Below are 12,789 nucleotides of genomic sequence, written 5' to 3' on the forward strand. Positions count from 1 at the left end.
CGTTATATTTTTAAGTAAATGCTGCGCCGCTACCTTTTTTGTGCCAGTCAATTCAATTTTTAAAATTCCTAGTTGCATCACTATTAATTACTGGACAAATTTATTGTTTACAATGTAAGTTTATCTCTTTATCAAAAAAATTAACGTTTAAATACTAAAGATTTTGCAACTAGTTCAGGATAAACAAATCACTTGCAATTCCGTCCGTTAAAAACTTTCCTTTTTTAGTGGGTTTTAAAATTCCATTTTCAATAACGAGTAAATTATCGTTTAAAAATTTAAAGCTTTGTTTTTTAAGATAAATTAAATATTTTAGTCCAAATTCATTTTCAATTCTATCCAAAGAAACGCCCCAAATAGTACGCAAACCTGTCATAATATATTCATTATAGCGATCTGTAATGGAAAGTATTTCTAATTCACTTGGTAATTTATCTTCTTGAATGGACTTTAAATAAATAGAATTATTAGAAATATTCCAACTTCTAGATATCCCGTCATAGCTATGTGCCGATGGACCAATTCCAATGTATTTATTACCCAACCAATAGGCCGAATTATTTCTCGAAAAATAATTTTCCTTTCCAAAATTCGATAATTCGTAATGAATAAACCCTTTTGACACAAGCATTTCAACTAAAATTAGAAAATGTTCAGCAGCAACTTCATCTTGTGGTGCTGCAATTTTTCCAGTTTGAATTAACTTTTTAAGTGCCGTTTTTGGCTCTACTGTTAATGCATAGCTCGATAGATGTGGAATTCCAAAACTCAGTGCTGTTTCAATATTTTGTTTCCATTTTTCATTACTCATATTGGGAACACCGTAAATCAAATCGATTGATATGTTATCAAAATACTTTGTTGCTTCTTCTAAACATTTCTTCGCTTCAGCCGCGTTGTGCGCACGATTCATCAACTTTAAATCATCTTCAAAAAAAGATTGGATTCCGATGCTTAGACGGTTGATTCCAATGGATCGATAATCCTCAAAAATACTTCTCGACTGCACTCCATAAGACGAATCGGTTAAATCATCAGGATTTGCTTCTAGAGTAATCTCAACATTTTTAGAAACTTCATAATTTTCATATACTGTATCAATCAAAAATTTTAACTCTGAAATCTGCAGTACACTTGGCGTTCCTCCTCCAAAATAAATGGTTTCAATTTTCTCTTTAGGCTGAGCGCAGTCGAGAAGCTTAAACTCATTTTTACGCATCTGGATTTCTTTGGCCAAAGCCAAAACCATTTCCTCTTTCTTTTTCATGGAAGTCGAAAAATGAAAGTCACAGTAATGACATGCCTGCTTGCAAAAAGGGATGTGGATGTAAATTCCGCTCATTTATTAGTATTCAGTCGCAGCCGCAGTTTCCAGTCACTAAAACTAAAAACTACGACTAAAAATTATTTTTTAATTCTATTTTCATTGTTTTTTACAAAAGCGTCCCAACCGGTATAACTTTTTTCGCCTATGACTTTACCCGAATTAAAAAAATGACAAACTGCAGCCGCTAAACCGTCTGTTGAATCTAAGTTCTTTGGTAATTCTTTGAGTCCTAAAAGCTGTTGCAGCATTTTAGCAACTTGTTCTTTAGTAGCATTTCCATTACCGGTAATAGCCATTTTTATCTTCTTTGGTTCATACTCAGTAATAGGAATATCTCTTGAAAGTCCAGCTGCCATTGCTACGCCTTGAGCACGACCAAGCTTTAACATTGATTGTACGTTTTTACCAAAGAAAGGAGCCTCGATAGCAATTTCATCAGGATTATGCGTGTCTATTAACTCAATTGTACGTTCAAAAATAATTTTTAATTTTTGATAATGATTATCGTATTTGGATAATTGGAGTTCATTTAATTGTAAAAAATGCATTTTCTTATTGACAATTTTGATCAAGCCAAAACCCATTATTGTTGTTCCTGGATCAATTCCTAATATGATACGTTCGTTTGTCATTTTGTTTTGGGATCGTTTTTTTGGCTTTAAAAGCTCAAAGACACAAAGCTTTGTGCTACACAAATTCTTTTGAAATAGTACAATAATTTTTTAAAGCTACTTTATAAACTAGGGGAAGCTTTGCCGTTTTTTTGTGAATTTTTACATAATAGCCTTTACGATTTGATTTTTCCTTTACTTTGCAACTATGATTTCAATTCCTCACAAAACTAAGCAATTCTTGGTACTTCTAATCAAACTTTTGATTGTAGGTGGCGCCTTTTATTTTATATACAATCAACTGGCGAATAATGATAAACTCGACTGGCAAAAGTTCATTGTTTTATTCCAAAAAAATCAGTCTGTTTTAGGGATCACATTCATTCTAGTACTGAGTGTTATGAATCGTTATTTTGAAATTTTAAAATGGCATAATTTAGTACAATATATTCAAAAGATAAATATAGCAGAAGCAACAAAGCAAGTTCTTGCTGCGCTTACAGCTGGACTTTTTACTCCAAATGGCGTAGGCGAATATGCGGGCAAAGCTTTATATTACGATAAAAAAGACACTAAGAAAGTTGTTTTTTTAAATCTTATATGCAACGGAATTCAAATGGTTTTAACCGTTATTTTTGGTGTTTTTGGATTACTCTATTTTAACACAAAATATGCAGTGATTACTTCGCAGACTGTAGCAATAGTTTTTGGAGCACTCCTTTTACTTTTTATCCTATTATTTTTTGTAAAAAAAATTACCCTCAAAGGCTATTCTATAGAAAAACTAATTCATAAAATCAATGAAATTCCAAAATCGATTCATCAAAAAAACATCTTTTTAGGCATTTGCAGATACACGGTTTTCTCCCATCAATATTATTTTTTGTTTCTCGCTTTTGATGTTGATTTACCCTACTTAACTTTGATTGCGACCATTTCTTCTGTTTATTTTCTAGCTTCTTCTTTACCTACATTTCAGTTCTTAGACTTTGCAGTGAAAGGAAGTGTTGCAGTTTACTTTTTTGGAATTTTAGGCGTAAATGAATGGATTGTCATCTTTATCTCGACGTTAATGTGGTTTTTAAATGTTGTGCTACCAGTGATAATTGGCAGTTACTACGTACTGAATTTTAAAAGCAATAAAATCACTACATCCACATCCCTGAGTGAGATTAATTTAACCATAAAAAAATGATTACGTTAATTTTAGCTTCCATAATCTTTATTTACATAGTTGCAATTACACTTTTAATTTATGGCTTCGACAAAGTAAATTATTTTGATCACTTTAGCTTGACGCCAATTCTAAAAGATGCAGTCACAAAATTTACAATCATTGTTCCATTTCGAAATGAAGCTCAAAACTTACCTATTTTACTAGAAAGTTTTTCAAAACTTAATTATCCACTTCATTTATTTGAAATTATTCTCGTAGATGATGAATCATCAGATCTTTTTGAGATTGAAAAAACGAAATATAAAATCCAAATTATAAAAAACAGCAGAGTCTCAAATTCTCCTAAAAAAGATGCGATTACAACCGCAATGCAATATGTGACCAGCGAGTGGGTGATTACCACTGATGCCGATTGTCTAGTTCCAAAAAACTGGTTATCATCACTCGATAGTTTCATTCAAACAGAAAATGTTGCTATGATTGCAGCAGCAGTAACTTATCAATGCAATAATTCATTTCTTCATCATTTTCAGCAGTTAGATTTAGCAAGTTTACAAGGAGCGACAATAGGAAGTTTTGGAATAAAAAAAGCATTTATGTGCAACGGTGCTAACTTTGCTTACACTAAATCCATTTTTGAGGAACTAGAAGGGTTTAGTGGAAACAATAAAATAGCAAGTGGAGATGATGTTTTTTTATTGCAAAAAGCAGTGAAGCGCTTTCCAGAGCAAGTTCGTTATTTAAAATCTCAAGAGGCAATTGTAATTACAAAACCATTATTCGAATGGAAATCTCTCTTTTATCAAAGAGTTCGCTGGGCATCAAAAACAAGTTCTTATCACAGCGTTTTTGGCAAAATGTTAGGTTTGATTGTCTTCTTAGGAAACCTAAGCATCACTCTTAGTTTGGCACTGCTGGTTTTAAATTATACTACTTGGATTTTTTTAATTTTTATTGTTTTATCCAAATTTATAATCGACACCATTTTAATTTTCAAATCAAATCACTTTCTTACTAAAACTAAAATACAATATTTAATTTTGAGTAGTTTGATTTATCCTTTTTTCAGCGTTGCAGTAGCTCTTTATTCACTATCAGGAAAATATGAATGGAAAGGAAGGAAATTTTGACGTCTAAAATAAATTGCGCAACTACTGAATACAATGTAAATCTAAAGTTCTCTTTATTAAAAATGGCAAACTATTCTACTTTTATAATTACTGGTAGAATAAATTGAGTTTTCACCGGAACGCCGCGCTTTATTGCTGGATTTACTTTTGGAAAATTAACTAAACGCAATTTTAAAATACTGTCAATTTTGACTCGGTCATAGTTTAGTGAGTCCTTTGCAAACTGTGGTTCAAATTGCATAGTCGCATTTGGGAAAATAGTCACTTTTACTTCAATAGTATCTAGTTTAGGATACAGCAGCGAAAGTGTATCAGTGCTCAGCTTTTCTTGAATTAACTGTGTTAATACTTCAAAAAAACAATTTTTTCTTTGAATCTTATCATCAATTTTCTCACAGTCTTGAAGAGATGGATATTCATCTACCTCTTTCCAGTTGATAGATTTTAATTCTTTTTGTAACAATTCCTTCTCTGAAGGCACTTGCTTTTCGAAATACTGACAAGAATTGAACAGTATAATTACTAAAAAAAGGTGATAGTTTTTCAAGATTTTAGTTTTCAATTCAGTAATAAGGCTTAAAAATACGATTATTTATTTTGTATGACTTTGGAAAGTAGATAATTTTCGTAAGTTTCGTCAAACCACTTCTTTCTAGTTTTGCTGGCAGCATTTTTTTTATCTGGATATAAATAGGCCAATCAAATCGAAAAATAGCTGTTTGAATGGTAAAATTATAAAATTATTTCCTCGAAAGAACAATGGTAGAACTATCTTTCTTATCACAGAATTAATAAAATAATACGTCAAATTCTTTCAGCGAAAAATTCAATACTTTTAGTCTATTTTTATTATAAATGCTATCTTTCACACTGCTATCGGGCACATCATAATTGACATTTTTAGTTTTTAAACTTAAAGATAAAAACCAAAAAAGGAGATCCTATTAATTGACAGATATAGTTTAAAAATACGCCTCATTTTTTAATTTGTTAACTTTTCCAAAATACTAAATATAAGTTTATGGATATTTTTCTTCTTCTGTTAAGTTTTTTATGCATAATCATAGGATTAATTGGAAGTTTTTTGCCAGTTTTGCCGGGTCCAAGTATAAGTTGGCTCGGTATATTACTACTCTATTTTACTACTGCTGTTCCGGCTAATTATTGGATTCTTGGAATAGCTTTGATCATTACAATTGTTATCTCGGTTTTAGATTTTGTAATTCCATCTCAAGGAACTAAGAAATTCGGCGGAAGCTCCTACGGGGTTTGGGGTACAAATATTGGGTTAGTGCTTGGTATCATTGCTCCTATTCCTTTTGGTTTTCTTATAGGTCCGTTTTTAGGTGCATTAATAGGAGAACTAATTTATGATTCTAAAAATCATAAACGAGCTTTAAAAGCTGCAACAGGCTCATTCATAGGGTTTTTAGCTTCTAGTTTTATGAAATTTATAATTTGTATAATGTATTTGGGATTATTTTTCTGGATCGTATGGAAATATAAATCTCAACTGTTTTAAGAGTTTTTAGGAATTGAAATGATACGATCATAACGCCATCAAATTCGATGAAGATTTCTTTTGTGTAAAACCGTTAGTTGCAAAAGGAACTTTTAGCCACTATTACTGCTTGCACTATAATATTTTTTTAAAAATTTAGCGGTCGTAAAATGATAAGTGGAAGCACCAATGGAGCATACAGTATTTCATTTTTGATAGAAAAGATTAAATTCCATATTAATTTAGATGCAAACTGAATTGCCCTTAAGAAGCGAATTAACAAATTTAATATTTGACCTTTGATACTTTCAAAGTGAAATTCTATTATTAAACAATTCCAACAATAAAAATAATAAAATTTAAATTATCTTTGAAAATGATACATTTAGCAAGTTGAAAAAAGATAATTATAAAATCTTTAAAATATAATTTAGGACTCTTTTTTACTTTCGAAAAAACCTATTAATTTTATAAAAAATATACGCTCCAATCATGCATCAACTCCATAATTGTCCTGTCTGCAACTCAAAAGTCTTTAAATCTTTTATACAAACAACAGCTCAAATGCATTCAAGCAAAGACTTGTTTAATTTTGATCAATGTTCCGATTGCCACCTAGTTTTCTTAAATCCAAGAGTGGAATTAAACGAATTAAAAGATTATTACTCTTCGCACTACTTACCGTACAGAGGTTCAGAAGCTTGGGGGAAATTTGAAAAATTAGTTGAAGGGAGCCAGAAAAAACTAGATTTAAAGCGCTTACAACGGATAAAAGACGCTCATTTAATCTCATCAGAATCATTAATCTTGGATGTTGGTTGTGGTAAACCAACTTTTCTAAAAGTTTGTGCGCAAAAATTAAATTGCAAAACAATGGGAATTGATTTTAGTAACGAAGGATGGAAGGGACACGAGGTTGATTTTGAAGGAATAAATTTGCAAGTAGCGGAAATTAAAGAACTACCAAGTAATTTGAAACCTGACGTAATCACGATGTGGCATTATTTAGAGCACGATTACACTCCATTAGAAAATCTTACTTATTTAAAATCGATTTCTAAACCATCAACAACACTGGTTATCGAAGTTCCTAACTTTGACTCATCAAGTAGAAAAAAATATAACGAACATTGGGCTGGTTGGCATACACCGCGACATATTTCACTATTTTCTCCTAGTAATATCGAAATATTGCTCAACAATAGCGGCTGGAAAGTGACAAAATTACTAACGTATGGTACTATGGATCCCTACTTGCTTTATTGGATGAGCGAAATGGAAAAAAAGGGAATACAATGGGATAAAAATATGGAAGACGAATTTTGGAATTTTATGGTTGGTATGGTAAAATTTATGCCTAAAAAATGGTTAGAAAAGAGATCATCGCTTGGCATTATGACCATAATAGCAACACCACAATAATAACTTTTATAAACTCAAAAGATCTTTTCCTTCCCAAGTTCCAGATGATTTGTAGGGCTGAAATCTAGAGAAAAGCTCTTCAGAGTACCATTCATATTTACGCGTTTTTTTAATGGCTTCTTGATGTTGCTTGCTTTTGTATGCAAATTGTTTTACCGATTCAAAATCCTTCCACAAACTGAAAGTCGCCATTTGGATAATGGGAACCTCGCCTACCCCTTTTGTGTATATCAAGCCTTCGTTCCCGTCTAAACCTTCTTCAGAAGTGGGAACATATTTCCAGAACTTTATGAGCCAGTTCCATTTTATAGTTGCTCGAGTAATAATGGCAATAGGTAAATTTAGCTCAAGTTCTGCCGTTTTCTCAAAAGGATTTTTTCCAACCCAAGTACCAGATGCTGAAATATTTTTCATGTAAAGGGTATAAATCTCTTCTGTATGCCTGCTATACTCTTTCATTAAATGGGAAGAATTAAAAAAGGTTTGAGCTGTTTCTTCTGATTCCCAAACTTGTAGTAAGCAATATACAGACCAATCAGGCAAAGGGTTGAAACCTCGACCTTTTCCACTGCCCATCAATCTGTAGAAAGTTAAACCTTTCACTTTTTTCAAATCTTTGTTAGCGAATTGCATCATTCCAAAACCCCAAACCTTATCACTAAAAGAAGCATATTTAAAAAAAGTAATTGTAGTGATTTGGTTGCTCATGTTAAAAAAGATTCAAATTGATATTAGGTGCAAATAAATATTAAATAGTAAAAATATTTTCTATTCGCTATTTAATTTTAGGTGATTAAAAAATATAAACTCACAAAGAAAACAAATTGCGCAAGTAAAACAACAAAGCTAATCTTAGCATTTATTTTAGGACTAAAAAAATAAATCAATACATGAATTAAACTACTGGTTGCAAACCACATTATATAGTTTTGAAAGGGAACAACACTATTTTCCCAACCCCAGAAACCTAATTTCATAGCAACGGGTTCAATAAAAAAGTCCAAGCCAGTCATGATCATAGATGGCAAAATGATTAGAAAAAATGGTTTTTTAGTAAAATACTGGATGACACCGTAAGAACTTAATGATAAAAACAACCAATTGACACCAATCAATAACGGAGTTTCAAAAACCTTAATTCCGAACAGGTTGCCATACGAATAGCTTCCAAATAACACGCCAGTCGCTACTCCAACAGCCTCAACTGAATACCCTATCAAAAAAATTAGCACTGATAAAATTAAAAACTTTTTACTGTAGTCATTATTTACTTTGTAAAAAATATATAATGTCAATAATAAATTAAACGGTGTAAGGGGTAAAAAAAGATTTTTATATTGATCCAGAGATATTCCGAGTGTTCCAAAAAAATAGAACAACAACAAAAGGCCAATCCAACGATTTTCTACTGATATGTTTTTTATCATTTTATAAATTTATCAATAATTTTTGCAGACAATACTGCCAAAGGTATTCCACCGCCTGGATGTACACTCCCACCGCAAAAATACAGATTCTTATACTGCGACGAAAAATTTTTATGGCGAAAAAAAGCCGCAAATCTATTATTGCTAGATGTTCCATAAAGAGATCCTTTGTACGAATATGTTTTATCCTCTATAAGTTGGGGAGTTAATTGTTGCTCGAATTGGATAAGATCTTCTATGTTTTCACCTAAATTTCTTGAAATTTTGCTTAAAATATTCTTTCTAGCTTCGGCAATTAAATTTTCCCAATCTTGACCGTAAACTGACGGGACATTAATCATTACAAACCAATTTTCTTTTCCTTGAGGAGCGTCTCCTTCAATTTTTTTACTCGTAATGTTGATATAAATAGTTGGATCCTCGTAGATAGTTTTGGCTTCAAATATATGATCAAATTCCGCTTTATAATCCTCCGTAAACATAATGTTATGCACGTCTAATTGCGGAAATACTTTATTGATTCCCCAATAAAAAATAAGTGCAGAGCTCGATCGTTCTTGTTTATCTACTTCTTTTAATTTTTTTGCAGAAGGAATTAATTTTTCATAAACGGTATGAATGTCAGCATTACATACTACAATATCAGCAGCGTAATTAGAAGATTTAGTAGCAACCGTTTTAGCTTGATTGTTTTCCGTCTCAATCGCAATTACTTCTTGATTAAAGTGAAATTCGACTCCTATTTCTTTTGCTAATTTTACTAAACTATTAGTAATCTCGTGCATTCCACCTCGCGGCAAGTAAGCGCCAAGACCAAACTCTAAATGAGGGATTATATTCAATATTCCTGGCGCTTTGTATGGATTAGATCCATTGTAGGTGGCATATCTATTGAATAATCGAATCGTTTTAGAATCGGAAAAAGTATTTTCATTGACTTGATTCATTGAATTAAAAATATTCAAAAACGGCATTTTGAACACAGCAGTCAAAGTCGATAACGAAAGGAAAGAATTTATCTTGTGAAGTGATTTATTAAGAAATTGATCTTTAGTAGCCCCATAAATAAAAGCACTTTTAATTAAATGCTTTTTTACTTTTTCAGCAGAATCAGTTGTTTTTTTTTCCATTTCTGCTGCAAAAGCATCAATGTCTGAACTTGCTATAATTTGTGTTCCATCTTCGTAAAAATAGTTGCATAAGACATCAAGTTGATCAAAATTGAAATAATCAGAAGATTTTTTTCCAGAAAGAGTAAAAAGTTCGGTAATTAGATTAGGCATTGTAAAAAGTGATGGCCCGGCATCAAACCTAAAACCATTGCCTTTAATTTGAGTGAGTTTTCCACCAGGATAGGAATTTTTTTCAAGAACTTGAACAGCGTAACCCTTGTTTCGCAATCGAATTGCAGCGGCAAGTCCCGCAATTCCAGAACCAACAATTATTGCCTGCTTCATAGAAAATTTAATATTAAAAATATGGAGCTGTTAGTGTAATAGTGAATGTCGAACATTGAAAGTATTAGTTTTAACAGTCAAAAAAAATAGTTTTATTTTAAAAAACGAATAGAAAAGGTAGCTGATTAATCATACATAAACTCACCGCTTTAAACATTTACTTTTTTAAGTTCTTGTTTTAAAAACTTCCAAGGAACAATTAACATCCCGAAACATTCGCCTTCCTCTTTTCCTCTGTGTTTGTGATGAACCTTATGCGCTCTACGAATGGCTTTTAAATATACATTATCCGTATTTCTAAACCATTTAAACCTCTGGTGAATAAAGACTTCATGAACTAAAAAGTAAGCTAGACCATAAGCTAAAATACCAAAACCTATGTACATCACTGTCCAATAACCAAACATCGAACCTAACATAATGCACAACCATGACGGTATTGCATAAATCAAGAAAAAAGCATCGTTTTTTTCAAAAAACAATTCCTTATTAGGAGTATGATGATCGAAATGTAAATTCCACAAAAAACCATGCATCACATATTTATGTGTAAGCCAAGCCATGAATTCCATTCCCCAAAAAGTTAAAAAAATAATTAGAAAACCCATATCTGTTATTTTAAAAATCAAACTTATATTTTACACTGCTACGATGAATACATAATAACTTCAGCACTTTTTAAAAAGAAAAGCACTTTTTATTGTCTGTATTTTTTACTGATCGCAATGAGTGCAAAGATAAGTATTTAAAAAGATAATATTAAATCATTCAAGTTAGTAAATACATGTTTGTATCTGGAAAATAATAAATCTAAATAGAGGAAGGAAGATAATAAATCCATTATTTTTTCTATCGATAAATTGCGAAATATAAAATAATTTTCCTTACGATAGCTAAAATAAACCATCACTGAAATTTGCATAATTACAAGTTCGCTAATTTTATATCCAAAACAAATGCATTAAACTATACTGATATCTTCATAAATTGAATTGAAAATATTATCATGAAGATTATAAAATATTTATTAGTCTAACAATAAAAGAATTTTTGATTATCAATAAATAAATTTAAAAAAAAATTAGAACAATAATTTTAAACTTAAAAGTGCTTCATCTGATTTTGTTGGAGCAAATTAATTTTGCTTTCCAATATTCCGATATATTACAATTTGCCTTTCCCAGTAAAATTATTGATCCTCTATTTTGTTATTTCACAACCTTGCAATTTGATCCGAAATTATTTGCGTAATCTCCCAGTTATATTGTTGATTTAAACTATTTAATAATAGCCCTAAAAGCAAAAAAGCTATTCACAATTAAGTGAAAAGCTTTTCATTGGTCTAACTACTAAACCCGCTACGAGTTACAAATTCGTAGCAAACAACACAACTAACGTTTAAAAAATTAAAGTGGGCAAAAAAGCCTTTCTGTTACGAAAGGCTCTCCCCAATATTGCGGTCTGGACGGGACTCGAACCCGCGACCCCATGCGTGACAGGCATGTATTCTAACCAACTGAACTACCAAACCTCTGCGTTATTGCGGTGGCAAAGATACGATAGATTTCCATTTACACAAGTGTTTTTTGAAAAAATATTTGATAAAATTGCGATCTATTATCCAAAGTTTTGTTTTTCAACTAAGTATGTTATTAATATTTTTTCAAAACTTTCGTCAACGCTCACTGGAATATACTTTATTCTGTTTTGTGAACAAGTTAATGCTAATTTTTGAAAGTAACTTTGTACCTGTTTTTCGTATTTTTGCTTTACATTATCAGCAAAAACAGCGACCTCCTCACCAGTTTCCAAATCAATAAACTTTTTAGGTGCGTTATCAAAGTCAAAATTTAGCTCAGTTTTCTTATCAAGGACATGAAATAAAACTACTTTATGTTTGTTATGCTTTAAATGTTGTAAAGCATTAAACAGAGCTTCATTATCATCTATTCCAGAGCTTGTTTGAAACATATCCGTAAATAATATAATCATGGAACGTCGATGACTTTTTTCAGCTATCTGATGTAAAAAAGTCACTGTATCTGTCGATTTTTGAATGATAGGTTTTATTAGTAGACCTTCTAGTGCATTCAAAATCATTCGATGATGACGATCACTACCTTTTTCAGGCGCGTAGTACTCATATTTATCTGAAAACACACTCAGCCCTACAGCATCACGTTGCTTCTTTAAAAGATTCATTAAAACTGCAGCTGCTAAAACTGAAAATCCAATTTTGTTTTCAAAGAAATTCTGACTCCCTTTCAACTTTGGGTAATGCATGGATGAGGAATTGTCAACAATAATATGACAACGTAAGTTCGTTTCCTCCTCAAATCGTTTCGTAAATAATCGATCCGTTTTAGCAAACAGCTTCCAATCGATATGTTTCGTGCTTTCTCCTGCGTTATAAACCTTATGTTCCGCAAATTCAGCCGAAAATCCATGAAACGGACTTTTATGCATTCCAGAAATAAAGCCCTCCACTACTTGGTTTGCCAACAATTCAAGGTGCTGAAAACTAGATATTTTTTCTATTTGCGATTCTATTTTCATGTATCAAATATATCAAAAGATTGACCGACATAACAAATTAAAACATTCAAAAAAAATTAGTTAAATATAAAATTGCTCAATTCAATATCAGTTTTCTATTCGAAAACTAAATTACGAAGCTTTTAACACCTGACCAATTCATTTTGAAGCAAAAAAAAGGTCTGACTTTCGTCAAACCTTT

12 protein-coding genes and 1 tRNA gene are annotated in these 12,789 nt (G+C 31.4%); 4 read left to right on the forward strand and 9 right to left on the reverse strand.

Annotation, left to right across the window (positions count from 1 at the left end):
* Window positions 1-169 precede the first annotated feature (169 nt).
* The gene (gene hemW, locus BUA99_RS03540) at window positions 170-1,342 is read right to left on the reverse strand and encodes a radical SAM family heme chaperone HemW (RefSeq protein WP_072988347.1); all 1,173 of its coding nucleotides are present in this window, start codon (window positions 1,340-1,342) and stop codon (window positions 170-172) included.
* A 62-nt stretch (window positions 1,343-1,404) separates the two neighbouring features.
* Entirely contained in the window at window positions 1,405-1,959 is a 555-nt protein-coding gene (gene ruvC / locus BUA99_RS03545) for a crossover junction endodeoxyribonuclease RuvC (protein ID WP_072988350.1), read from the reverse strand.
* A gap of 187 nt (window positions 1,960-2,146) precedes the next feature.
* On the opposite strand from ruvC, the gene BUA99_RS03550 reads away from it, so the two are divergent.
* A complete protein-coding gene (locus BUA99_RS03550; RefSeq protein WP_072988352.1) occupies window positions 2,147-3,133 on the forward strand; it encodes a lysylphosphatidylglycerol synthase domain-containing protein in 987 nt (328 codons plus the stop codon).
* Complete coding sequence (locus BUA99_RS03555) at window positions 3,130-4,245, forward strand: glycosyltransferase family 2 protein (protein WP_072988355.1); 1,116 nt, start codon at window positions 3,130-3,132, stop codon at window positions 4,243-4,245. The genes BUA99_RS03550 and BUA99_RS03555 overlap by 4 nt, the downstream gene beginning before the upstream one ends.
* A gap of 70 nt (window positions 4,246-4,315) precedes the next feature.
* Here BUA99_RS03555 and BUA99_RS03560 read toward each other — a convergent pair whose 3' ends face one another.
* A complete protein-coding gene (locus tag BUA99_RS03560) occupies window positions 4,316-4,792 on the reverse strand; it encodes a hypothetical protein (protein WP_072988730.1) in 477 nt (158 codons plus the stop codon).
* Window positions 4,793-5,266: 474 nt separating this feature from the next.
* Between BUA99_RS03560 and BUA99_RS03565 the strand changes: the two genes are divergently transcribed.
* Both BUA99_RS03565 and BUA99_RS03570 read left to right on the forward strand, forming a co-directional pair.
* Window positions 5,267-5,767: a DUF456 domain-containing protein gene (locus tag BUA99_RS03565; protein ID WP_072988358.1), complete on the forward strand. Its 501-nt coding sequence runs from the start codon at window positions 5,267-5,269 to the stop codon at window positions 5,765-5,767.
* A 543-nt stretch (window positions 5,768-6,310) separates the two neighbouring features.
* Entirely contained in the window at window positions 6,311-7,168 is an 858-nt protein-coding gene (locus tag BUA99_RS03570; protein ID WP_234972895.1) for a class I SAM-dependent methyltransferase, read from the forward strand.
* 6 nt (window positions 7,169-7,174) lie between these two features.
* Here the strand turns inward: BUA99_RS03570 and BUA99_RS03575 are convergent, their stop codons facing one another.
* The 6 genes from BUA99_RS03575 to BUA99_RS03600 form a co-directional block, all read right to left on the reverse strand.
* Window positions 7,175-7,876, reverse strand: coding sequence for a DUF3291 domain-containing protein (locus BUA99_RS03575; protein ID WP_072988363.1), 702 nt, complete (start codon window positions 7,874-7,876; stop codon window positions 7,175-7,177).
* Between the two features lie 77 nt (window positions 7,877-7,953).
* Complete coding sequence (locus tag BUA99_RS03580; RefSeq protein WP_072988366.1) at window positions 7,954-8,595, reverse strand: carotenoid biosynthesis protein; 642 nt, start codon at window positions 8,593-8,595, stop codon at window positions 7,954-7,956.
* Window positions 8,592-10,052: a 1-hydroxycarotenoid 3,4-desaturase CrtD gene (gene crtD, locus BUA99_RS03585; RefSeq protein WP_072988369.1), complete on the reverse strand. Its 1,461-nt coding sequence runs from the start codon at window positions 10,050-10,052 to the stop codon at window positions 8,592-8,594. The genes BUA99_RS03580 and crtD overlap by 4 nt, the downstream gene beginning before the upstream one ends.
* Window positions 10,053-10,201: 149 nt before the next feature.
* A complete protein-coding gene (locus tag BUA99_RS03590; RefSeq protein ID WP_072988370.1) occupies window positions 10,202-10,660 on the reverse strand; it encodes a sterol desaturase family protein in 459 nt (152 codons plus the stop codon).
* An 849-nt stretch (window positions 10,661-11,509) separates the two neighbouring features.
* Window positions 11,510-11,583, reverse strand: a tRNA-Asp gene (locus tag BUA99_RS03595).
* Window positions 11,584-11,669: 86 nt separating this feature from the next.
* Window positions 11,670-12,608, reverse strand: a complete 939-nt coding sequence (locus tag BUA99_RS03600; RefSeq protein WP_072988373.1) for a DUF58 domain-containing protein — start codon at window positions 12,606-12,608, stop codon at window positions 11,670-11,672.
* Between the last annotated feature and the right edge of the window lie 181 nt (window positions 12,609-12,789).

The sequence above is a fragment of the Flavobacterium segetis genome (genome assembly GCF_900129575.1).
Classification (GTDB): Bacteria; Bacteroidota; Bacteroidia; order Flavobacteriales; family Flavobacteriaceae; genus Flavobacterium; species Flavobacterium segetis.

Bases quoted from the DNA above. Each gene is read 5' to 3' on its own strand.
- crtD (WP_072988369.1), bottom strand. From the start codon at position 10,052: ATGAAGCAGGCAATAATTGTTGGTTCTGGAATTGCGGGACTTGCCGCT.
- BUA99_RS03570 (WP_234972895.1), top strand. From the start codon at position 6,311: ATGCATTCAAGCAAAGACTTGTTTAATTTTGATCAATGTTCCGATTGC.
- BUA99_RS03600 (WP_072988373.1), bottom strand. From the start codon at position 12,608: ATGAAAATAGAATCGCAAATAGAAAAAATATCTAGTTTTCAGCACCTT.
- BUA99_RS03565 (WP_072988358.1), top strand. From the start codon at position 5,267: ATGGATATTTTTCTTCTTCTGTTAAGTTTTTTATGCATAATCATAGGA.
- BUA99_RS03550 (WP_072988352.1), top strand. From the start codon at position 2,147: ATGATTTCAATTCCTCACAAAACTAAGCAATTCTTGGTACTTCTAATC.
- ruvC (WP_072988350.1), bottom strand. From the start codon at position 1,959: ATGACAAACGAACGTATCATATTAGGAATTGATCCAGGAACAACAATA.
- BUA99_RS03580 (WP_072988366.1), bottom strand. From the start codon at position 8,595: ATGATAAAAAACATATCAGTAGAAAATCGTTGGATTGGCCTTTTGTTG.
- BUA99_RS03575 (WP_072988363.1), bottom strand. From the start codon at position 7,876: ATGAGCAACCAAATCACTACAATTACTTTTTTTAAATATGCTTCTTTT.
- BUA99_RS03555 (WP_072988355.1), top strand. From the start codon at position 3,130: ATGATTACGTTAATTTTAGCTTCCATAATCTTTATTTACATAGTTGCA.
- BUA99_RS03590 (WP_072988370.1), bottom strand. From the start codon at position 10,660: ATGGGTTTTCTAATTATTTTTTTAACTTTTTGGGGAATGGAATTCATG.
- hemW (WP_072988347.1), bottom strand. From the start codon at position 1,342: ATGAGCGGAATTTACATCCACATCCCTTTTTGCAAGCAGGCATGTCAT.